Annotated in this window: 23 protein-coding genes; 5 read left to right on the top strand and 18 right to left on the bottom strand. The window is 61.9% G+C overall.

The genetic code is table 11. The features are described 5' to 3' along the window. Positions 1 to 197 precede the first annotated feature (197 nt). Positions 198 to 404, top strand: a complete 207-nt coding sequence (locus tag AC1DY7_RS10750; protein ID WP_477493666.1) for a hypothetical protein — start codon at positions 198 to 200, stop codon at positions 402 to 404. 17 nt (positions 405 to 421) lie between these two features. Here the strand turns inward: AC1DY7_RS10750 and AC1DY7_RS10745 are convergent, their stop codons facing one another. Further along, on the bottom strand, positions 422 to 1576 hold the full coding sequence (locus tag AC1DY7_RS10745; protein ID WP_477493665.1) for a tyrosine-type recombinase/integrase: 1155 nt from the start codon (positions 1574 to 1576) through the stop codon (positions 422 to 424). A gap of 324 nt (positions 1577 to 1900) precedes the next feature. On the opposite strand from AC1DY7_RS10745, the gene AC1DY7_RS10740 reads away from it, so the two are divergent. After that, positions 1901 to 2194 (top strand): hypothetical protein, encoded by a 294-nt coding sequence (locus AC1DY7_RS10740; protein WP_477493664.1) that lies wholly within the window; start codon positions 1901 to 1903, stop codon positions 2192 to 2194. A gap of 94 nt (positions 2195 to 2288) precedes the next feature. Continuing rightward, a complete protein-coding gene (locus AC1DY7_RS10735; RefSeq protein ID WP_477493663.1) occupies positions 2289 to 2594 on the top strand; it encodes a hypothetical protein in 306 nt (101 codons plus the stop codon). 77 nt (positions 2595 to 2671) lie between these two features. Here the strand turns inward: AC1DY7_RS10735 and AC1DY7_RS10730 are convergent, their stop codons facing one another. Next, positions 2672 to 3094, bottom strand: a complete 423-nt coding sequence (locus AC1DY7_RS10730) for a hypothetical protein (protein WP_477493662.1) — start codon at positions 3092 to 3094, stop codon at positions 2672 to 2674. A 174-nt stretch (positions 3095 to 3268) separates the two neighbouring features. Between AC1DY7_RS10730 and AC1DY7_RS10725 the strand changes: the two genes are divergently transcribed. Continuing rightward, the gene (locus AC1DY7_RS10725) at positions 3269 to 5233 is read left to right on the top strand and encodes an AAA family ATPase (protein ID WP_477493661.1); all 1965 of its coding nucleotides are present in this window, start codon (positions 3269 to 3271) and stop codon (positions 5231 to 5233) included. Here AC1DY7_RS10725 and AC1DY7_RS10720 read toward each other — a convergent pair. From AC1DY7_RS10720 to AC1DY7_RS10645, 16 genes are all read right to left on the bottom strand, one after another. Beyond that, positions 5230 to 5370: a hypothetical protein gene (locus AC1DY7_RS10720; RefSeq protein ID WP_477493660.1), complete on the bottom strand. Its 141-nt coding sequence runs from the start codon at positions 5368 to 5370 to the stop codon at positions 5230 to 5232. The two genes, AC1DY7_RS10725 and AC1DY7_RS10720, sit on opposite strands and share 4 nt — an antisense overlap. Before the next feature lie 197 nt (positions 5371 to 5567). After that, positions 5568 to 6122 carry a hypothetical protein gene (locus AC1DY7_RS10715; protein ID WP_477493659.1) on the bottom strand — a complete coding sequence of 185 codons (555 nt, stop codon included), beginning with the start codon at positions 6120 to 6122 and terminating at the stop codon, positions 5568 to 5570. A 2-nt stretch (positions 6123 to 6124) separates the two neighbouring features. Further along, complete coding sequence (locus AC1DY7_RS10710; RefSeq protein WP_477493658.1) at positions 6125 to 7309, bottom strand: phage major capsid protein; 1185 nt, start codon at positions 7307 to 7309, stop codon at positions 6125 to 6127. After that, on the bottom strand, positions 7310 to 7858 hold the full coding sequence (locus AC1DY7_RS10705; RefSeq protein ID WP_477493657.1) for an HK97 family phage prohead protease: 549 nt from the start codon (positions 7856 to 7858) through the stop codon (positions 7310 to 7312). Next, the gene (locus tag AC1DY7_RS10700) at positions 7855 to 9042 is read right to left on the bottom strand and encodes a phage portal protein (RefSeq protein WP_477493656.1); all 1188 of its coding nucleotides are present in this window, start codon (positions 9040 to 9042) and stop codon (positions 7855 to 7857) included. The genes AC1DY7_RS10705 and AC1DY7_RS10700 overlap by 4 nt, the downstream gene beginning before the upstream one ends. A 28-nt stretch (positions 9043 to 9070) precedes the next feature. Continuing rightward, a complete protein-coding gene (locus AC1DY7_RS10695; RefSeq protein WP_477493655.1) occupies positions 9071 to 10558 on the bottom strand; it encodes a terminase TerL endonuclease subunit in 1488 nt (495 codons plus the stop codon). 739 nt (positions 10559 to 11297) lie between these two features. Further along, the gene (locus AC1DY7_RS10690; protein ID WP_477493654.1) at positions 11298 to 11432 is read right to left on the bottom strand and encodes an HNH endonuclease; all 135 of its coding nucleotides are present in this window, start codon (positions 11430 to 11432) and stop codon (positions 11298 to 11300) included. A gap of 137 nt (positions 11433 to 11569) precedes the next feature. After that, positions 11570 to 11872 carry a hypothetical protein gene (locus AC1DY7_RS10685; RefSeq protein ID WP_477493653.1) on the bottom strand — a complete coding sequence of 101 codons (303 nt, stop codon included), beginning with the start codon at positions 11870 to 11872 and terminating at the stop codon, positions 11570 to 11572. Positions 11873 to 11943: 71 nt separating this feature from the next. Further along, on the bottom strand, positions 11944 to 15570 hold the full coding sequence (locus tag AC1DY7_RS10680) for a phage tail tape measure protein (RefSeq protein ID WP_477493652.1): 3627 nt from the start codon (positions 15568 to 15570) through the stop codon (positions 11944 to 11946). Between the two features lie 501 nt (positions 15571 to 16071). Beyond that, complete coding sequence (locus AC1DY7_RS10675) at positions 16072 to 16236, bottom strand: hypothetical protein (protein ID WP_477493651.1); 165 nt, start codon at positions 16234 to 16236, stop codon at positions 16072 to 16074. A gap of 321 nt (positions 16237 to 16557) precedes the next feature. Further along, positions 16558 to 16956, bottom strand: a complete 399-nt coding sequence (locus AC1DY7_RS10670) for a hypothetical protein (RefSeq protein WP_477493650.1) — start codon at positions 16954 to 16956, stop codon at positions 16558 to 16560. Between the two features lie 159 nt (positions 16957 to 17115). Continuing rightward, positions 17116 to 17361 carry a hypothetical protein gene (locus AC1DY7_RS10665; protein WP_477493649.1) on the bottom strand — a complete coding sequence of 82 codons (246 nt, stop codon included), beginning with the start codon at positions 17359 to 17361 and terminating at the stop codon, positions 17116 to 17118. A gap of 130 nt (positions 17362 to 17491) precedes the next feature. Then, positions 17492 to 18124, bottom strand: a complete 633-nt coding sequence (locus AC1DY7_RS10660) for a hypothetical protein (RefSeq protein ID WP_477493648.1) — start codon at positions 18122 to 18124, stop codon at positions 17492 to 17494. A 46-nt stretch (positions 18125 to 18170) separates the two neighbouring features. After that, positions 18171 to 18353, bottom strand: coding sequence for a helix-turn-helix domain-containing protein (locus AC1DY7_RS10655; protein ID WP_477493647.1), 183 nt, complete (start codon positions 18351 to 18353; stop codon positions 18171 to 18173). Between the two features lie 182 nt (positions 18354 to 18535). After that, positions 18536 to 19684, bottom strand: coding sequence for a tyrosine-type recombinase/integrase (locus AC1DY7_RS10650; protein WP_477493646.1), 1149 nt, complete (start codon positions 19682 to 19684; stop codon positions 18536 to 18538). 390 nt (positions 19685 to 20074) lie between these two features. After that, positions 20075 to 20521, bottom strand: coding sequence for a hypothetical protein (locus AC1DY7_RS10645; RefSeq protein WP_477493645.1), 447 nt, complete (start codon positions 20519 to 20521; stop codon positions 20075 to 20077). A gap of 175 nt (positions 20522 to 20696) precedes the next feature. Here AC1DY7_RS10645 and AC1DY7_RS10640 point away from each other — a divergent pair, with 175 nt between their 5' ends. Then, the gene (locus AC1DY7_RS10640) at positions 20697 to 20999 is read left to right on the top strand and encodes a hypothetical protein (protein ID WP_477493644.1); all 303 of its coding nucleotides are present in this window, start codon (positions 20697 to 20699) and stop codon (positions 20997 to 20999) included. Positions 21000 to 21023: the final 24 nt, after the last annotated feature.

Genomic DNA, 21023 nt, shown 5'->3' with positions numbered 1-21023 from the left:
GCGGCTTACCGCGCGGCCGGGCCTATACAGACCTCGGTGGTGTGCGGTGGGTGTTCACCTGCGCCGCCCGGTGTTGACGGCCGGGCGGCCAGGCGCGAAAGGAAACGTCGAACCCCGCCGCGCAGCTTGGAACACGTCGGTGCACCGATCCTGCCGCGCGGGCCAGGCGCTTCGCAAGTGAGGCGCATGATGGGCGAATGAAGATCAAGGGGAAGACCGCCCGCGCGCTAGCAGATGCGAGTCTGACCGACTCCGCAGACTTGAGGCGCGAGCTAATCCAATACGTGCAGGACCACGTCGACCCCGACGCCGTGAAAGTCACCATCATTATGACGCTGCCTGACGAGCCGCTCGACACGAGCCAGCTGCCGCACCGCGCATGGTTCGAGGTCGGTTACCAGTAGTCAGGCGCGGTACACCCCTACCCCAGCGCGATCTTTGACAACGCCGCCGCGATGGCTTGGTCTCTCCCCTGCGCCGCGTGCTGGTAGCGCATCGCGGCCTGCGGCGTCGAGTGGCCTAACCGGGCCATCAGCTCGGCCAATGTGGCACCCGTAGCCGCCGCCAGCACCGCGCCGCTGTGGCGCAAATCGTGGAACCGCAGATCGGGCCGACCAGCCGCGTCACGAGCGGTATAGAACCGCCGGTAGAGCGTGGAGGGCTGGAGGTGCCCGCCATTCTTCGCCGGGAACAACAGGGCATCGGCGTCGGGGCCGACGTGCTCGGCCAGGTGGTCACGGATGGCGGGTATCAGGTGCGGCGGGATGGCCACATCACGCGCTCCCGCTTCGGATTTCGGCGTGGTGATCTGAAACCCCTCATTAACCCGCACCACAGCCCGGTCGATGCGCAGCACGCCGGTATGGACCTCGGTGCCGTCATCGTCGGTGGTCGACAACAACACGTCCCGGCGGCGCAGCTCGGTCAGCTCGCCGAACCGCAGAGCGCACCACGAAGCGAGCAGAATCATGGCGGCGTACTGCTTGGGCATCGCCTCGGCCAGCGCCGCCAGCTCCGGAAGTGTGGCGGGCCGAATCTTGTGGACGCGCTTGGTCGTCCCAGCGCCGCGAATCACGCACGGGTTGACCCCGATTTTCCCGTCACTGGCCGCCGTGCCGAGAATCGTCCGCAACAGGCCGTAGGCATGCGACCGAAGCGTTGGGGTGCCGGTACCCCAATCGGCGTACCAAGCTCGCACGTCGTCGGGCGTGATCGACGCGAGCGGCAGATGACCGAATCGCGGCACGAGGAACTGATCTAGCGTCCGCTGGTAGTGCTCGCGGGTGCGCTGCTTGATGTCGCGCTGCGCCATCCACACCCGCGCGTATTCGCCGAACGTGGTCCGGCTGACCCTCACCTGCTCGGCCTGCGGCGGGGTCCACGCTTTGGTGATGATCTCGGCGTGGCGCAACGACAGCCAGCCGCGCGCGTCGCCCTTGGCGTTGAACGTGGTGGGTGCTTTATAGCGGCGGCCGTCCGGCCCGTAATACATGGCCCGATACCGACCGGACGGGAGTTGCTGCACCGTGCCGAACGTCCCGGCATCGCGTGTTTTTCGGCCTTCTCCGCGCGTCACTGGCTCATCCCTCTCGCGGTACTGGTCACAGCTCGGCGTGAACTAAACGTGAACTGACGATACCGACAAAGCTACCGTACAGCTCCGCAATATGCCATGTGTGATACTTTGTTTATCCGCAGGTGAGATGCTATTTTTGCTGCTCGCGCAGGGTTTCTCCAGCAAACCCAGATTCTCGTTCAATCCCAGTATCGCGCACCAAGTTTCATGCAGGTCAGAAATGGTATCTAGTTCAACTAGAGAGAATTTGCACCACTTCCGCACCACATCACTCCAGTGCACGAGCAAGAGCGAACTTCCGTAAACACGGAAGGACACAACGCCTTGACCACTCCCCTGATCGACACCGACGCATCTTGGGCGGCATATCCCGTCGACTCCACCACCCGCGCGTGCTGCGGCGGGATCGGCACCCACACCCGCGACTGCGAATGGGACGGGCCGGTCACCACGGTCGAACAGACCGAACCATGGTCGTGGTCGGCCACGGTAGGTACGTGCGGTTGGACACGGGACGACGGCACCATTTTCGAGGGCGTCACTTACAACGGTGAGGTGATCACCCGGGAGACCGCGCGACTATTGGGTGAAGCTCTGATCGCGGCGGCCGGCCAATGAGGGCGGTGTTCGCGGCGTTGCTAGCCCTGGCAACGGTAAGCCTCGTGCCATACTTCGACGGACTTTCGTCCATGCCGGTTATGGGAGTAGTGCGATGAGCGCGAATGAATCGATCCTGGCCTACGAAGAGTCAGGGCCTTTCGATCAGTGGGTGGCGCAAAGCAACCCGGGACGACTCCCCTTCGTTCAGCCGAGGGCTGACGTGCCGGACCATTCCGACGATGGCAGCCACCATCTCAAGTGGACCCTATGGCTGAGCGCCATCGCTAAGAACCGCGACGGAAGCGTTGAATACTACTACTGGCACAGCCATCCCGTGATAGCGCGCAACAAGACCGAAGCGATCGAATCTGCCCAGTGGCTGATCGACCGCCACCCCGCGTTACTGAACTTCCAGTAACAGCCTCAACTCGAACCACCCCCGGCAGCCCCTACGGCCGGGGGTGGTTCTTGTTTTGCAGGCTTTTCTTTTTGCTTCTACTGCCGCTTCTTGCCGGAGAGATGTCGGCCCAGCAGAATTTGGGCGTCCCGCGCAGCGGCTTCTTCACGGCTTCTCTGCGCAGCCGCCCAGCCGATGCAGTAGAGCAGGATGGCGGCGATGACCACGGCGACATATATTCCCGGCGTTCCGCCAATCAGCGCTCCCAGGATTACGGCCAAGGCGTACACCGGGAAGCCAACCACCATGGCGACAATCCCCATGGCGACATTGCCTTTCCCGGGCTTGACCGCGACATCGGCCAAGTTGCGCTGCGGTAGCGGCTGCGACTTATCGATGAAATCGCTGCCCATCCGCTTCGACGGCTCAGACGGCTTGGCCGGCCCCCACTCGGAGCCAGTCCAGTAGCGGTCAACACCCGAGGCGTCGGGATACCAGCCAGGGGCAGGTGATTCGCTCATCGGTTTCTCCTTCGGTCCATGCGATGCTCAGTAAAGCTGAACGCGCCCCGCAGGGAACACGATTCTCAGATCTAATTGAGCCGCGCACAGCGCCGGCTGTCCAACTGCACACGCGGTTCGGTGTCCCGCGCATAGACGGTGCCGCCGGCCTCCCCCGCGTGATAGGCAATACCTGTGAAGGTCACGCGCATCAAAATTCTCGAATTCCGAAATCTGCACGATGTCGACATGCAGATTGAGCCAGATGCTCCACTGGTATGCCTAGTCGGGGAGAACGGCACGGGCAAGAGCGCGATTCTTACCCTTCTGTCGGCCGCTGCACACAGTCTAGGAATTTCGGCCGGGCTGTACCCCCAACGTGATGTTTTCTCCGAGCCTTGCAAGGTCGAGATCGACGTTACCGTTTCACTCGACGCTCCGACATTGGAGAACGTTTTTTCCGGCGCCGGAATGCAGCAAAGTATAGATACGAATAGTTCGGAATGGCTACAAGCGAAAGAGACCTGGAGAGGTCAGCTCAAACTTGTGGCGGGAAACTTCCCTGTAGGACCAATGGTTTTCGCCAAGGGAGTTGCAGATAATTTGTCAAGAAGCATTGCCGATTTTGCCGTCTCAAACCTCAGATCCCGCCAGGAAACTCAGCACCTATTCCTTGATGCAGACCGGTCGTTTATTGGCTCATCGGCACAAGGAGAGCATCATTCGCTAGTTGCGCAAGACTGGAACGATCCGACAGTCACCATGAATTATGCATTCCAAGATTCCCGAACACTCTACACCTCGTGGTTGCAGTATCTTTATGCGCGTGAGCACGCAGACGGGGCAAACTTCCAGAAGGCAATGCGGGCAGCCCGCGATACCGGTGGTGTAGAACCAGAGTGGGCAGATTGGATGGCCGAGTATCGTGAGATGCTATCTTCCATACTGCCCCATCTCCGCCTCGCTGGGATGGGCGATCCCCAATCCGGACACAATGCGCAAACTCCGATATTTGAATCCGCCGGAGCAAAGCTCGATTTTTCGAGGCTGAGTAGCGGCGAGCGCGAGATCGCGTTTTTGGTCGGTCAGATCGAACGCTTTAAATTGAAGCGCGGATTGTTCCTGCTCGATGAACCCGAGCTGCACCTCAATCCGGACTTGCTGCGGAGTTGGCTGCAGTTCGTCCGCGACACAATAACTGATGGCCAGATGTGGATTGCCACCCACAGCATAGAGGCCGCAGAAGTTGCGACTCCTGAAAGCACGTTCGTGTTGGAGCGGAACTCTGCGACCGGAGCGGTTTCGGTCAAGAGGCCGGTCGCGAGCCGCCCTGTCCTACTACAACTCTCTGCCGCCTTGGGGTCTCCCGCGTTCGCGATACACAAACGTCGATTCGTCTACATCGAGGGCGAGAACCGAGGTGTCGAACGCCAGCGGTTCTATGACCTGATCGGGGACGCGAAGACGAACCGTTTTATCGAGGGCGGCGGGTGCCGCGACATTCTCCGAACCCTTGCCGCCATGAAGCTTCTCGCCTTAGAGACAGACGAGCAGCTAAGGGTGGGCGGCGTGATTGATCGAGACTTCCGCACTGACGCAGAAGCGAAGAAGCTAGAAACTGACAACGGCGTTCACGTTCTTGGTTGCCACGAGATTGAGAATCTCTACCTGCAACCCGACGCGGTATCCAAACTCCTTGCCCGTCAGGGCCGAAGCCAAGATGACCCAATCGTGGTGATCCGCGATTCTACCGACCAGGTTGCCGGGCTATGGGTTGTCCAACGCGCGCTTGCGCTCATACCCGGTTCCACTAAGCCCGCCAATGTGGGTCCGACCTGGGCCATAGTTAAGTACCCTCAACTCATTTCAGATTGGAATGCTCTGAAGACCGCGTCTGTGGCGACAGTCGGCACAGCCTTCCCCGATTGGGAAGCGCATCTTGTGACCGCCCACGCAGAGCTGAATCAGAAACGGCAGGCCCCTGACTGGTGGCGATACTGCTTTGGGAAGCAAGCTATTAAGGCCGTCATGCAGAACTTGGGCTTGAACTCGGTCTCGGCCTTTCAGCGTAGTGTCCACACCCTATGGGCCGATGGCGATGTCGCCGTTCCAGATGACCTGCGGAATCTGCGGAGTTACGTCAGTTCTCTTAGCCTCTAGTTGACGCGCTTCGCGATCACCGTCACCTTGAACGGACCGGCGGTGTTGTTAAACGCCCGGGGCAGACCGTCGATCTGATACGTCACCCCGTCCACCACAACCTCATCCCCCGCCTTCGCGGCCAGCACCGCTGACACTGGTGGGCACGTGGCCTTCCAAGGGTCGGTCACTACGTCGCCGGTCTCGCTGATCGTCTCGGTGGCCGGCAAGGGTCGCCAGTGGCACCCGGGGACATCCGTACTGACGCGGACCTTGGCCGGTTTCTTGTACCTGTCCAACACTGTCGGGTCTTCGGTGACCGAAACAAACTTGATGGTGGTTTTGCCGAATGGCCTCACGCGACCGCCCACAGCTTCCGGTAGTCAGTGATCATCCCGGCCACGTCGGCGTCGACCTCCTGACCGGTGGTGGCCGACCAGTCGCGCTGAATGTCGTCAACGCGTTCCGACGACAGAGGGCCGGATGGGTTGGTGCGCCGCTCCAAGTAGCGGCCGGCCTGGATCAGGGTTGCCGTCTTGACCGCTTCCGGTACCGCATTCCATCCCCACACCGCGGTAACCGCGACCTCGGGGCCGGCGTACCCGGCAACCTGAATCTGAGTGTACGGGCGCCCCTTGGGGTTACCCGGGTACAGCGTAAAAGTGGGAGCCCCTGTGACCGTGAGATCGATGTCAAACGTGTCATCTATGTCGACAATGGTTGTGCCGCGGTAGAAGTCGGCCGGGTAGTGCCACGTTTCGGCCGCATCGGTCGCTCCGAACTGCCGGCCTGTGGCACGGTCGATTGCGCGACTGGCTGCGTCGATGGCCAGGACCAGTTGGGGGTCTTCGTTGACCCCCAACCAGCCGGCCAGGTCGGCAGCGGTTGCGTAACTAGGCTGCCAACCCACGATTACGCTGCGTTCTTCAGAACGGAGTACGCGCGCGGCTGTCGGACCACACCACCAACGCGAACGTGTGCGGTGTAGCGCACCTGCCCCGTGGATGCGGCCGATGCTTCGTCAACGATGAGGCGGATACCGCGGACCTTGCGAATCCAGTAGCCGGTCTTCACCGAGCCGAACACGCCGAACTTGCCGGCGACGCCATCGGTGTAGGTGGCGAAACCCTGGTCGATAACCACGCGATGGCCCAACAGGGTGCCACCAATGGAACCTTCAAGGCCTGCCGATGCCTGCGGGGTCCACAGCGGGCGACCCGTCGAATCCTCCAGCTTACGAATCTGCTCCAGCGTCGAATCATTGAAGATCCACACCGCGTCTCCACGGTAGGCCGGGTCGACGTCATGCAACGCCGAGATCAGTTCGTCCTTGTCGATGGTGGCCGCGGTGAACGTCGATTCGGTGGTGGTGTTCGTGGTGATGCCGAACGGCTCACCGGTACCGGTACCGCTGACAAACGACTTTGCCAGCCCGCGGCCGAAGCGCTCGGCAATTGCATCGGTCAGCCAGGTAGCGACGTCGATAGCGCCATCCTGCAGCAACTGGAACGACACCGCCAGTGGAGCCTGGCCGGCGCCGCTGGTGGTGAACGTGTGAGTCTTGAACTCGATGTTGCCCAGCGTGAGGTCTGCGCCGCCACTGGCCGGCGCGGTGTTCTCGGCTACCGGGACCGCAGCGTTGGCGGTGTCGTCGCCGGTCGGCAGCAGGGTGGTGCGCCCATCGTCGGTGCTCTCGACACGCGCCTCATTTTCGACCCCACCAAAGGCTTTCAGGCGGGATTCGATCTGTGCGAGGAAGTTGTCGGGCACCAGATAGCCACCGGCTGCGTCGGTGCCGACGCTCTGGGCGCGCAACTCCTGCAGGTCGGCGTTCGCGACGCCGGAAGTCAGGTACGCGTTAAACGCGCGCTCGAGGGTGTCGTCGGCCTTCGGGGTCGTGACGTGCACGCCGGCCGCGACGCTCGCATTGGGGGCGACGTAGGCGGCCTGGCGCGAGCGCAGTTCCTGAGTCTTCTGGGCGGACTTCAGATCAGCCTCGAGGGTCTCGTATTCGGTGACCTCTTCGGCAGTCAGAGAACGGGTTTCGCCCTTGTCGGCGATGTCCTGCAGCTTGGTCAGGATCTCTTCGATAGTCAATTACTGTCCCTTCGTTAGGGTTACGTGGCGGGCCACGATGAGTTGGGTCCGACCGTCGATCGTCGAGTCGGTCGGTTTACTGCGGAGTGAAACCGACGTGCCGTCATAGGCCGGATAGGTCACCACGGAGACGTCGAGTAGCTTGGCCACTTCGACATGGGTACGAAGGTCTCGCCCCTCGTGAGTCGTCCATTCCTGTTGGTTCGGAATGAAACCGAAGCTGCAGCCGGTGATGAGGCCGCTATCCACCATGGCGCGGACATCGTTGCCTAGGGTGGTCTCCGGTAGGTCAAGCTCGAATTCGAGACCGTGGCTATCACTGGTGAGCTTCAGCGTCCCATTGGTCGTGCGGGCCAGCAGGTGGTTAGGGTCGTGATTGAGCAAGCCCCGCACATCAGACCTCAACACCGACCGAAACGCAGTAGGTGCAACCTGTTCCAGGTAGTACCCGATGTCCGTGATCTGCCGGTAGACCGCGGCATAGCCACCGAGCGTGCGGCCGGTAATGGTGGTCTGCAGGTCCACAAACCGGCGTTCGATCTCGGTCATTCGGCGGACTCCGGTTCTTTTGTGGGGGTAGTCGCGCTGGTCAGCACGTCCCCACCGTCGGTAGGTGGAAGGTTGCGAATCTTGCGGGCCTCGTTGGTCGTCAGAAGGCCGCCCTTGACCTGTTCGAGTAGCAACTTGATCTCGGTTTCGGGATCGGGTTGGACGAACACGGTGTAGTCGAATTCCGCCTTGCGATCAGGCGGCAGAAGCCGCGACAGACGCTGTTGGATACGGGTAGTCCACAATTCGAGGTTGTACCGGGCGAGGCCGCGATTCTGCTCTGAAACACCTGTGCCCCAACTGGTTTGCTTCTCCGTTTGGGCCAGCAAGTGTGGCGGCACGCCGTACCAGCGGGCGACCTCTTCAATCTGGAACGCTCGCGACTCCAGCCATTGGGCATCCACGGGCGATACCGACCACGGGTGAATGCTCACCTTGCGGTTGATCAGTGCGATCTGGCCGGCGTTGGCCTCGCCTGCGGCTTTGCGGTCCAGGCCCTCTTTGACCGCCTTGGCCTCTTCCTCGGTCATCGCTTCGTCAACCGTGGCGATAGCGCTCATCAGTGCGCCGTCCTTGAACAGGCGCGCCGCGGAGCGTTCCCCGGCGATGGACGTGGCGAAGCTCTGGCGCGCCAGGGTCAATGGCGACAAGCCCTTGACGCCATCCGTGGACAGCGCCGGAATGTGGACCATGGAACGGTCATCGAATAGCTGAGTCTTACCGTCGCTCATGCTGACCCGGTAAACCTTGGTGCCATCCTTCAGTTGCTCTACCGACACCGCGGATGGGTGGATCGGTTGCAGCCCGAGCACCTGGCCGGCACCGCCATAGATGTGGGCGCAGTAGGCATTGCCGTGAAGCAGCAAGTGGGCCAGGACCGTCTCTGTCCACTCGTAAGGCGTCAGACCGGTAGGGCCGCCCGGTGAGTCCAGCCACGATGGGACGCGCGATCTCGTGCCGTCTGGGCCGTCCTGCAGGGTGCGCAGTGGCAGCGTGGCGATAGTGCCGGCGATCAGCGAGACGGAGCGGTAGACCGCCGATAGGCCCAGTGCCGAGGTCTCTGTTACCGAGACGCCGGCCAGCGTTGGGGAACTTCCGAACAAGGCGAACGCGCCGGGATCGGCAATGCTGATCGAACGCTGTTCTGCGGGTGGTTCAAAAGGTGGATCGGGTGCGCGGAACATGCGCGGTAGAAAGTTCAAATGTGTTCTCCTATAGTACGAAAGCGGGGGCGCGTTTGGGTGCGGGCTGGCTTGCGCGGGCGTGCATCATGGCCAGCGCGGCGGCGGCGTCGATCTTGCCGCGGGACTTCTGTTTCGAGAGCATGAAGCCGCGTTCGTTGGGCCGCATTACGGCGTTCAGAATCTGTCGGGTGTACAACTCGTCGCCGTCGTGCGAGATGTCACCTTTGACGATGGCCTCATACAGCGCGACGTAAGCCGGCGACATCCGCTCAATCGACTGCGGAAACTCCACCATTGGGAGCCCTTCGTCGGCGAGCATCTGGCCGGGGATCTCGAATAGCCGCGGGTCGTAAGCGCATTCCTGTAGGTCATACAGCGCGTGCAAATCCCGCAGGTACTGCATAACCTCGGCCAGGTCGATTGACTCATCCTTGTTGGGAATCCAAACGCGAGCCTTGGTGTGCAGCTTCCCATCTGGCCGGCGTTGACCGATTACCACGGCGGTGGTGTCCCTCTTCAGACCGATGTCGATACCCGCCCACGTTGGCTCATCCGCTTTAAACCGATGGTGGCCGGTGAGGGCCGACCACACGGTGCGACCATCCGGACCGAGCCAGCAGTCGGTACCGTCAACCCAGCAACCCAGGTGGAATATCTGGAAGTGAGAAAGCGGTGACATTTCGATCGCCACTTGCAGCGCGTCAATGGATTGATAGCCGGCATCTAGTGCGGGACAGGCAATCCGCCACGTCTTCTCGTCGCGCGGGTCCAGTCCTTCAGGCGCGGCGTACTCGGTGAAGCTGAAACCGGGCGGGCGCTTGCCGTCCATCCACGCCTCACGCAGATGCCACAGCGCGGACTTCTCTTTATCGAATCCTGGCGTACCGATGCCGATACACACGGAGCGGGATCGCTTACCAGAGGCCAACACCATCGACGACCACGATTCAACCGGCTGGAATCCGATCTCATCAGTGACGCTGATTGGCCCCGGGTCGGCGCCCTGCAAGCCATCGGGGTCATTCGATACGGGGAAGCAGACGCCGCCGTTGTAGCCGACCGTGAAGCGGGAATCGCCAATCGCGGAGAAGATGATTGCGCGGTCCTCCAGTAGAGGTTCCGCGCGGACCATCGCCACCGCAACGTCGTACACCGAGCGCTTGGCCTGCTGCACGGTTGTGGCCATAACCGGTACCTGCGGGGCGCCGTCCTCGTACTTGTCGAACGTTGCCCACACCGCCAGGGCGGCGAGCAGGGTGCTCTTACCCTGACCTCGGGGGCAGGCCAAGATGCCTTGCCGGACACCGGGGGCCAGAACGTCGGCGATCCAGTCCTTTTGAAACTGGGCCAGAACTAGCGGCTTGCCGAATCCATGCCCCTTCGGGCTCCTGCAATACGTTTCGATGAATCTGATTGCGCGCTTGGCGACATCCTTCTCGCGCCACCGATACCACGGCGGTTCGGTCAGATCTTTGTATCGCGAGCGGGCGTTGCCGTTCTTTGCGACGGCTGCCATTTGTACCTCAATCTCAAATAGAACCGCCCGCCGGCTGCATGGGTATGCAGTGCCGGCGGGCGGTTGGGAATCGCTTTCTAAGCGTGCAGAACCGGGCCGCGTCGAACAGGTACAACAGGTTCCGAACTTTTGCGCCCTGACCTGCGGTTATGCAGTCAGTGAGTCGTTTAGTGTGCTGACCTGCGGTTAAGGCCGATGACTGACCGAACGACCGATGCATGGCCATTCATTGCCATGCATATCGTCGCGCTCGGTCAGCACCACCAATGTCTGCGACAGAACCGGCTCTCGCCGCCACCGTGCGGATGAGGCACGTAAGGGCGGTCGATGTCGGGAACCACAGTCACACCAGGCCCCGGTGTTGCAGGCGCAGGTGTGACGGGTGGGGGCGTAACAGGCAGCGGTGGTGGTGTCACCGTCTGAGTCACCGTGACCGGTGGTGGTGGGGGCGCTTGCTTGCGTGGCGAACTGCAGAGGCTCGCGAATGTTAGGACGAGCAGCAAGCACAACCCGCCGCCGGCCAGCACGCGCTTAGTCGGAATTGAACTGGGCGCCTTCGTGAGTATCGGCATTGCAGCCGTCGGCACCGAGAACGTCGCCGTTGTTGCGTACTTGGGTGTCTCGCGCACCTTGCGCCAAGCTCCCCATTTGTCGCCGTGCCAATAGACCTCGCGGGTTGGGTCGCCGGAGGGGTCGGGGTACCAACCCGCTGGCGGCATACTCATAGCGAATCGGCAGCTTACCTGTCGCGCTTGCTGGAGTTGCAGCGCCCACAGGCCGGGATGATGTTGCCCCGTTGATGGGTGCCGCCTCGGGACAGTGGAGTGATGTGCTCCCACGTGGTGGCCGGTGCACCGTTGCACAGGATCTGCATGCGGCACGTCAACCCGGTTGGCCGGCCAAGGGCGCGGTACTCCCTGCTGTCATACCCGGCATTGCGCTTGGCCCGGTGGCAGGTGTGACAGCGGCTAGCTTTGGTGAGCCGACCACAGTCAAGACAGGGCCGCTTGATCATTCGTCGGGTGGTGAGTTGAACATGTCCGCCACCCGATTCCAGATGTCGTATTTCGGCGTTGCCCCGTGTTCGTCGTCGGCGCTGCGCCCACTGACTAGGCTCTGCACTTTCGCCGGGTCATCGGTGCTGACGATTTTGGCGATACGGGTTGTCTTGCCCAGCTTGCGATAATTGACTCGCCGCGCCTCGATCGAGTTGATAAACGTGCCTTCATCCCGTGGGGCAAGGTCTTTCGCTGTCTCAGCTACCTCATCGGCGATGTCGTACAGGTTGGCGCGCACGTCGGGGTTCTCAGCCATCGAGGCGCGTAGATCGTTCAGAAGCTCTTTGGGCACCCCGTAGTGGAGTGCCCGCCCGTTTCTGATTGTCCTTAGCGGCGCGAGTCGATGCAGAACACCAACGGGTCAGAGCCGCCCGTGCTGATGTAGCCGCAGCCACGACCACAGGACGCGAACCACACGCGCTCATTCCCGAGCCAGTCACACAGACATATCGGGCACTCTCGCCACGTCCCCGGTGCGTAGCCGTATGCAGCGGCGGCTGTATCCTTGAGTGTCTGGATCTGCTTGGCCGTTCTCATCATCATCGCGGCATGTTCGCTTCGTAACCCCAAGCTGACAATTGGCTGGCCAGATCGCCGGCGGAGAGCTTCGGATTCTCGGCGCCCGACATGTGTTCGATATTGATCAAACGGGCCACCGCTCTGCGGATTGCCCTGCTGCCCGTTCTGCTGCGGATTGCCCTGCTGCTCTTGGGCTTTCTTATTCGCAGCCTTATCCGCCTGACCGGCGCCACCACTACCGATCGCAGGAGCTGCGCCAGCCAGTGAGCCCGCAGCACGCCAGAACCACGAGTCCTTCATCGGGTTTTTGCCCGTGTCCGGATTCGTGGGGAAGAACGTGTCCAGCGCACCCTCGGCCAGAATGCCGGCGCCCTGGCCGGCGAACTTGATGGTCCGGTTGATGGCTTGCATGGCCGTCTGTGCAGCCGCCGAAGCGGCCTGGCCACCGGGCATCATGCCGCCGGCGCTCATCGCGCCCTGGATAGCAGCGCCGAGCGCACCGCCACCGATACCGAGGCCACCGCCACCCTTGGGCTGCCAACCCGGGTCCTGGTAGTCGATCCCCTGGGCTTGGTACGGCATACCGAAAGGCAACCCCTGGGGCATCCCCATACCTGGACCGCCACCGCCACCACCGGGGAGTGATCCGGGGGCGGGTAGCGGGTTGTTAAGTCCTGGATTGGTATTGGCCGGCGAGTAGATGTCCACGGGGCTAGGTGCTGGCCCTGTCGACGATATGGACGGCACTACCGGCGGCGTCGCCACAGGGCGGTAGTAGTGAGACGTGAACGACGGATCATCCGCGCCAGTGCCACCCACACCACCCTGTGCCGCTGCGGCATTACTACCCCAGTTGAACGGCGTGCCGCCAGGCAAGGTGGCCTGCATGTGATTCGGGTTGAAACCAATCCGGAAGTCACCAGGGCCGCCCATGCCGGGTGCGAAACCCATGCCAGGCAAGAGCTGGCTGGCGTTGTGTGTCGTGAGCGACCCGCCCACCGTCGACTTGCCATCCATCAGGTTGACGAGATCTTCAACGGCGCTTGAGCAGTCAGCGAGACCGCGACTCAGATCCTTTGTCGCGTTGTCGTATGACCCGGCGGGAACGTGAGACAGCAGCGCTTGATCACCGGGATATCCGCCACGCGTGCCGTTGGCCGACACGTTCAGCCCCTGGGCAGCGGCGGTGGCTGTCTGGCTCGGACCACCGAACAGCATGCCGAGCGCGCCATATGCGCCGTTGCCTTGTCCCGCAATCGGAGCCAGCGCACCCATAAGGGGCGCTGCGGCCAGCGACGCGATGAACTTCACCAGGTTGTCCGCTAAGCCCGGAAGACCCTTCGAGAACCCGAGATCCTTGTCCAGGTTGGCACCGATGTCCGCCAGGTTGCTAGCCGCGTCACCCACCGTCTTGGTGAGCTTGTCCGTCGCAGACGTGGCGGAGTCATGCAGCGACATCAGCGCCTTGGTCTGGTCCTGCTGCGCCTTGAGAAGATCGTTGCGCTTGGCCACCAGGTCGCCCTGATCGTCAACGTTCGCCTTCTCCAACGTGTTGACGTCAGACTGCAACTGCGCCACGTGCTGCTGAGCATCCAGGACACTCTGCGCAGCACCAAAGGTAGACGACGTGACCGGAATGCCGTTCTGCTGCAGGAAATCCTGCGGTGCCGGCCCAGTGTTGGGCAGCGTGGGTAGTGTCAGTTTGTCGCTCTTGCTGCCACCGCTGCCGGCCAGTGAAGGATCGGTCAGCTCGTTCGGAGTGATCTGCGTGGGCGGGGGCGGGGGCGGTGGCGCCGCCAGCGGATACCACGCCTTGTAATCGACGCCACCGGGCAAGCCGCCACGGAGGATATCGAGCGGATTCCCGCCAGTCACAGCGGGTGCGCCGTTGACCGGCAACGTGATACCACCCTGAACGCCAGGTCCCTGAACGCGTGGCCCCGTGATCGGAACCCCGGGGGCACCGGGAGTCAGCTTCGGGGTGTCTGCGAGTAAATCGTTGAACGCCTTCGGGATTCCGGAGAACCAATCCGCGAAGTTCATGGACTGCTTGACTTTTGCCCACATCGACTCGATGTTTCGGCCGGCCGTGGCCCACTCGTTTTGGCTGGCTTTCAGTGCGGTGTCAGCCGCCGTCTGCGTCGCGTTCTGCACATCCTTGATGGAGCTAGCCGCGGTGGACAAGTCGATCTTTTTGAAGGCCGCGCCGAGATCTTCGGCTTGTGTACCCATCAGCGCCACAGCGATTTTCGATTGAATGAGCGGATCTTGTATTCCGCGAATCCTGTCGAGAACTTGGTCGAACGCATCCCGTGCGACGGTGCCACCCTGCGCCAGCTTGTCGGCGGTGTCGGTTGCGTTCAGTCCCAATGCCTCGAAAGCTTGCGTGGTTTGCTTACTGCCGTCCACGGCGCGGATGCTGAATTCCTTGAGCGCGTCGGCAACCACGTCGGTGTCGCGCGCACCGCCTTCCAAGCCCTGCTTAAGCAGACCAATAGCGTCGGCGCCAGTCAGGCCAAGCTTGCGAAACTGCGTACTGTATTCATCGATTGTGTCCAGCCAGTCGCCCGAGACGTTCAAGCCTTCACGCTGGCCAGCGGTGATGATGTCGAACGCCGCCTTGGCATTATCTGCAAGACCAGTCTTGATGAGCTGGCCAGCGGATCGCGACACGTCCGGAATCTCTTCACCGAGAATCTGTTTGATCGTCTGCAAGCCTTCGATTACCTCGGTTTGCTTGCCGGTGCCGTCGGTGGCCTTGAGTAGTCCGGACTGGATTGCAGTGGTGGCCGTGGTCATGTTGTCCGCGATGGACTCGCCGAAGTTGGCCGTCCAGGCATCGCCGGCAGCCTTTGCCACACTTGCCATCTGGGCGTCGTTAACGCCGAGCTTGGATTGATTTAGCTTGATGTCAGCCTGGAACTGCATAGCTTCCTGGATCATCGGCTGGATGGTCTTGACTGCGATTGCACCGGCAGCGATGATCGCGCCGGCAATCGGACCGCCCTTGCCAGCCAGGCGCATGATGCCGGCCGCACCGCTGAACCCATCTGCGAACTCATCGCCCGCGGACTGACCGGACTTCCGAGTCTGGCGAGTATCAATGTCAACCTTGGGGCGCGCGCGCTTCTCGAAGGTCATGCTGAACTCGCGGGCGGCGGTGGTGGCTGCGCCAGCGAAGTCACCCTTGGCAATCGATGCGGCGGCACTGTCGCCGCCGGCCTTGCCGGCTTTGGAACCCGCCTTGTCGAAGTCTGCCGGGTTCATCATCTTCGCGGGATCGACCCGCACGCCATCCATGGCCTTTGAGATGGCATCGGCGGCCCTGCTCGCGGTCTTCTGACTACTGGCCAGCACCTGCTGTTCGGACTTCTGTAGGGCGCGTTCGTCAACCTTGGCGGTGACGGCAACGCCGACTGTGGGCGTTTTTGCCAATGGATTCCCCTTTCGGGCATGCCAATTGCCGCCGCGTCAGGACGCTCTGAGAGCGACGACGGGGCGGTGATGGTGTGAATAGATGGGCGCGGGGATTCAGCGCCTCAGAAAGTTAGGTCCCCTGCCGCTGCCGACCGCCTCCCGCGGCGCGGATTAGTTGGCACTCGACGGCCGGCTGTCGTAATTCCACGACACGGCAGGGGTGTTTTGGCGAGAAAGAAAGAACTCGCCAAGCTTGGGGGCCGGGGAGCGGTGAATAGGAGGTCCGCTCAACCCGGCGCCCGGGGGTCCGCTGCCCGCGGGAAGGATGGGTCCCGGGCAGCGGAAGTGTTTAAGCGGTAATTGATTCGGCCGCGTCCACCAGGGCGTCGGCTACTGCCAGGGCGTCGTCGGGTGCGAACAACACACGAGTGCGACGGCTGTCCGATGTGCGGTCAAGAACAATCAGCCGACCACTGCGGCTCACTTCGTAAGGTCCCCCTGCCGTTGCGGGGACCGTCGTCATCGACTGACCCACTTCGCGGGTGTCACGGACTTCGGACCCGTGGGCGTTGCGGTCACGTGGATGATGTGCGGCTGGCCGTCGATGTCGATACGAGCGAAGTAGCCGGTGGCGTCGGCGGTCAGTTCGACGACGTTGGAGTCGAACGCAATGGTTGGTCTCATAGATCCTCGTAGTTCGTTAGTAATGCTAAGTTTTGGCGGAACCCTTGCGCTTGGCCGACCAGAGACTCACCAGGGATACAGCCATAAACCCACCGCGATAGCGGCCACCTCCCGGGCGGCGAAGCCGATCCGGCGCGTAGCTCCAGCCTGCCAAGGTGATTCGGTAACGACTAGAGAAGACCGTTCTTTGTTCACTTCACGCGACGGTTCTTTAGAACCTCGTATTGGTAACCCTGATAGGTGGTCACCCGTGACGGCAAACTTGCAGGGATTTCTTGGCTTTTTGAAGGGAAGCTTCCCTTCACCCGTGACGGGAAACTCTCAACTCCACGGATCTTCTCGCGGCCCCTGGTCGGCATGCTGATTGCGGCCGACTGGATTGTTCGCGCGCCTGGCTGGCTTTTGGGCTGACGGCGTCTTGGCTGACGGAATGACGATGTCGTAGGTCGACGGGCTATCGCCGTGCCGGCCGTTGTGACCGCGCTTGCGTTCGATCAGCCAGCCTTTGTCACGGAGTTCCTTGCGACTGCGCTGCAGTGTCGACACGCTGGTTTGCAGATACTCCGCCAACCGCGCCTCACTAACGCGCGAGTCTCGCCCATTGGCGTGGGTACCAAACTTGAGTTGAGCCATCAGCACCGTCCGCGCATTCAGGGACAGGTCAGACCCGTCCATCGCGTTCAGGAGCTGGATGGCATACGGAGGTTTACGCTCGGTCAATTCCTGTCGTCTCCTCAACCCGTACCGGGTCATCAAGATGGGTGTTCAGATCGCGAATGAGCGATCTGATTTCATCGCGTTGGAGCGTGACGTACGACCGGCCTTGCCTGATAACGACGCCACCGGCTTGACGATTCTGCAGACGATATGGCGTGCGGCTCACGACTGAAATTCCAGCGTTGCCGGGTCATAATCCGGCGCCGGCCGAATACCTTTGACCGCGCATTCTCGCAACGTCACGTAGTCGGCATGCTGCAGCACCGCAATAGCTTCAGATCCGGCCAGCCCGCGCGATTCCGCCGCGTGCAGTAGGGCCATCGCAAGCCGCTGCCGGCGCCGGTATTTCTTCTGCCGCTCGCGGGTCAGGGTGGCGTTTTCACCACTGACGTAATAGTCATAAGTCACATGCGGTCTCCTTTTCGAGACGATATCCATACGGGAAATGATCAAAAAATAGCGAGGCGTATTCACCCTCTGTCTATACGGTATTTAACACCCCATAAGAGGTGCAAATGTCAAGCATTCACTGAGTGAATTACGCCACATTCTTTAGCCGCGGTATCGCACCATTGGCGAGTCTTTTCGCACGGTCTCGCGCGTTATCAGCATCGGCCTCACATTTAGGTGAGCAATACTTGGGTGGCCGGCCTTTACCGCGCCGGTATTCAAGGCACCCGTTGCAGTGGCAGTACGTCCATATCCACGGCATCACGCGATAAAGAAGCGGATCGTCATCGAGTACCGCCTCCATCGCAGGATTGGTACTGCGCCATTCCCGAGGCCCATCGAATTCACAATCTGACCACGACCGCTTGATCGGCAGAGGCCATGACTCCGCGCATGTGCGGCACACCTCCGCGATATCCGTGGGAAGCGGCTTGCGCATTTTCTTCCCACCTACCAACACGTAGTCGCCCTCATCGAGCCACAGCTCGCCCACGTGCCCGCGCGACACCAGCGGCGACTCGGGATCAACCTCGACGTATTCGCCGTCATCGTCTGCGAGAAATTCGCGTTCGGGATCGGTCTGCGCGTGGTCGTGAGTGTCGGACAGATACTCCGGCCGGCCGGCGGTGCTGTGGCGGTCCATGGCCGCGAGCCAGATTCGCGCGTCGGGATCATCCTCAACGCCAACGCCCTGGTCGAACCCGGCGAGGAGTTCGCTCACTGGGCCTCGTGTTCATCGAGATCGACTACCACCTCGGCAATGGCGGTCACGCGGCGCGAACGGGCTGCCCGAGCTTCTCCACCGACTCACGCTCCAGCCGCAACAGCCGTGGACCCACTCGGTTTGCTTTGAGCAAGCCACGAGAAATGTAGCGCCGCACCGTCTTTGGGTCTACATTCAGGTATTCGGCGGCTTGCTGGATGGTGGGTCGCGCAGGTAGGTCGGTCATGGATTCCCCTGTTTTTGGGCATGACTCAGCACCGGAACGGCTGAGCCTGGGATTGCGCCGGCTGCAAGGGGTTGTATGTCCCCCAGCGTCACGCCTCGGTCGCTATGTCCAATCGTAAGCCCGGGGATGGCCCCCTACTTCTAGGTTGGGTTCCCGATTTCGGGAACTGCCTGTGACGTGCGTCATCGCTCGCCCACCATCGCCGACAACGCCGCCGCGATCTGCTTGTCTCTCCCCTGGGCGGCGTGCTGATAACGCATTGCGGCACCGGGAGTTGAATGTCCAAGGCGGGCCATCAGTTCGGCGATGGTCGCCCCAGTTTGGGCAGCCAACACGGCCCCGGTATGCCTCAAGTCATGGAACCGCAGATCTTCACGCTTCGCCGCCGTGCGGGCTTTGTACCAATGTCGGTAGAGCGTCGACGGCTGCAAGTGCTCCCCTGTTCGCGCAGGGAAAATGAGCGCGTCCTGTTGCTTGCCGACGTGACTGACAAGGTGCTGCTTGACGGCAGGGACGATGTGCGGAGGGATCGCAACATCACGGATGCCCGCGTCTGACTTCGGATCGCCGACCTTCCAGCCACCGGCAGTGCGCACCGCTTGCCGCCTGATACGGATTACTTCCTCATCCACGTCGATGTCTTTGCGGCGCAGCTCTACTAGTTCGCCGAATCGCATCGCTGTCCAGCTCGCCAGCAGCACCATCAGCCGCAAGTCCTCGGGCATCGTCGTGACGATGGTTTCCAGTTGTTCCAGCGTTGCCGGCCGCGTCTTCCCCTTGCGCGCAGCCGTCGCCGCCCCAGCAATCGAACACGGGTTGCGATCGATGATCCGATCGCGCACCACGGCATTCTCAAGGATCGTCTTCACTAGGGAGTACGTGTGTGCTCGTGACGTCGGCTTGTCCGTCAGCATCTTGGCGTACCACTTATCGACGGCATCCATCGTGATCGAGACGACGGGCTTGGTGCCGAACGTCGGGTAGACGTGTGCCTCTAGAAGTTTCTCGTAGTGGTCGCGCGTCCGGGGACGCAACGCCCGACCCCGGACCGTCCGAGTGTCCATCCACGTCACCGCGTAATCCTTGAACGTGACATCCGCGGCTTTCTTCGCGCGCTTCTGCTCTGCGGTCCCTGGTGGGCTCCACAGCTCCCGGTCGATCTCGCGTCGTCGGTCAGTCAGCCATGCCTCGGCATCTTCCTTGACCGCAAACGTCTGTGGATGCTCGTAGAGGATTCCATCGGGTCCGGTGTAGCTCGCCTTCCAGCGACCTGAGCGGAACTGTCGGAGTCGCCCGAAGCGGCGGCGGGTAGAGCGGGGATCTTTCGCCATCAGATCACCCGCGACGCGATACAGTTATCGAGGCGGATCGGAGTACTGTTGCACCACTTTTGCACCACATCAGTGTATGCCAGTGCCTACTTGTGTCTAGTCGTGCGACGCGATACAGTTCCGCTTATCAGCAGGTAAAAGCCTGTTGATGCAGGTCAAACAACTACATACGGAAGTTTGCTCAGACGGTTTCAATCCCAGTATCGCGCACCACAGTTCACACAGACGAAGCCCGGTTTCGACCGGGCTTTTCTCGTCTCCGCGTAAGCAACCCTGCCGCCACAGAGCTCACAGCCGCCACAACCGCCCCACTGGTGGGCCTAGAAACGTCCGGAGGAGCCTCCTGGACAAGCGAGGCCCCTCCGGGCGGTGCAGACAGATGAAGCGGCCTCAGTACAGCACCACGTCCGTGCTCTGGCTGAGGTAGTTCGGCGAGCACGGCGCGTTGGCGATGCACATGATGTAACTGCCGGTGGCGTTGGCCCGCATGTTCACGTGCCACGTCTTCCCGCCGTGCAGGGTCGAGATGACGGCTTCGGTCTGATGCCCACCCAGCACCCAGTTGTCGACGTCGAAGCCCATCGACTTGCCGGGCTCGGCGACGTAGCCCAGGTTCGGCCCACCGGTCGCCGGGTCCTCGTTGTAGGTGATGAACCGGACGGGTACGCCCGTGTAGTTGGTCACGGTGAAATGAGACGTCTGGCCGGTGATGGGATGAGCGCCCGTCGGCACGGCCCCGTGGGCAGGTGCGGCATTGGCGGCGCCGGCCAGGCCGACGACGAGGCCACCGACTGCGGCTACCGTGGCGACGGCGGAGGTGATGCGGGTCTTGTTCATGATTGAGCTCCTGATGATCGGTTGTGTTCTCGCTGTGTTGCGATGAACCAATCTTCTTCTGCCACAGATGCTTCGGGTGTCCACCAACCGCCCTGCAGGTCGGGGGAAATCATGTTCCCCCGATCAGGGGACAAATTCGATTGCGTGACAGCCTCATCCACGAGAGGGTGGATCCATGACAGATCTCCTCGAGGTGAGCGGCCCCGCGTCGCTGGCTGCCCTGGTGTCTGCCGYCGCCCCCGACCAACCGCGCCCGCTGGGCAGAATCGCAAGTTTCTGGCTGGACGACCAAGCGGTGTTCGCGGTCGCGCAGTTCGACACGACCACCGACCACGACTCGTATGTCATCTGCGTGCAGCCGACCAGCGTCGGCCGCTACAGCGACGTGCGCCGCCAGTCGCGGCGCATGACGCATCACTTCCGCGCCAACGGGTGGGCGGTGCGTCACGCAACCGCCGAAGACCGCGCGATCGCCTGAGTCAACAGCCGCAGAGGTCAATTT

The sequence above is a fragment of the Mycobacterium sp. P2_H7 genome (assembly GCF_056403275.1).
This window is presented reverse-complemented; position numbering and strand designations above follow the sequence as displayed.

Bases quoted from the DNA above. Each gene is read 5' to 3' on its own strand.
- AC1DY7_RS10750 (WP_477493666.1), top strand. From the start codon at position 198: ATGAAGATCAAGGGGAAGACCGCCCGCGCGCTAGCAGATGCGAGTCTG.
- AC1DY7_RS10735 (WP_477493663.1), top strand. From the start codon at position 2,289: ATGAGCGCGAATGAATCGATCCTGGCCTACGAAGAGTCAGGGCCTTTC.
- AC1DY7_RS10730 (WP_477493662.1), bottom strand. From the start codon at position 3,094: ATGAGCGAATCACCTGCCCCTGGCTGGTATCCCGACGCCTCGGGTGTT.
- AC1DY7_RS10705 (WP_477493657.1), bottom strand. From the start codon at position 7,858: ATGACCGAGATCGAACGCCGGTTTGTGGACCTGCAGACCACCATTACC.
- AC1DY7_RS10700 (WP_477493656.1), bottom strand. From the start codon at position 9,042: ATGTTCCGCGCACCCGATCCACCTTTTGAACCACCCGCAGAACAGCGT.
- AC1DY7_RS10695 (WP_477493655.1), bottom strand. From the start codon at position 10,558: ATGGCAGCCGTCGCAAAGAACGGCAACGCCCGCTCGCGATACAAAGAT.
- AC1DY7_RS10690 (WP_477493654.1), bottom strand. From the start codon at position 11,432: ATGCAGATCCTGTGCAACGGTGCACCGGCCACCACGTGGGAGCACATC.
- AC1DY7_RS10685 (WP_477493653.1), bottom strand. From the start codon at position 11,872: ATGGCTGAGAACCCCGACGTGCGCGCCAACCTGTACGACATCGCCGAT.
- AC1DY7_RS10675 (WP_477493651.1), bottom strand. From the start codon at position 16,236: ATGAGACCAACCATTGCGTTCGACTCCAACGTCGTCGAACTGACCGCC.
- AC1DY7_RS10655 (WP_477493647.1), bottom strand. From the start codon at position 18,353: ATGACCGACCTACCTGCGCGACCCACCATCCAGCAAGCCGCCGAATAC.
- AC1DY7_RS10650 (WP_477493646.1), bottom strand. From the start codon at position 19,684: ATGGCGAAAGATCCCCGCTCTACCCGCCGCCGCTTCGGGCGACTCCGA.
- AC1DY7_RS10645 (WP_477493645.1), bottom strand. From the start codon at position 20,521: ATGAACAAGACCCGCATCACCTCCGCCGTCGCCACGGTAGCCGCAGTC.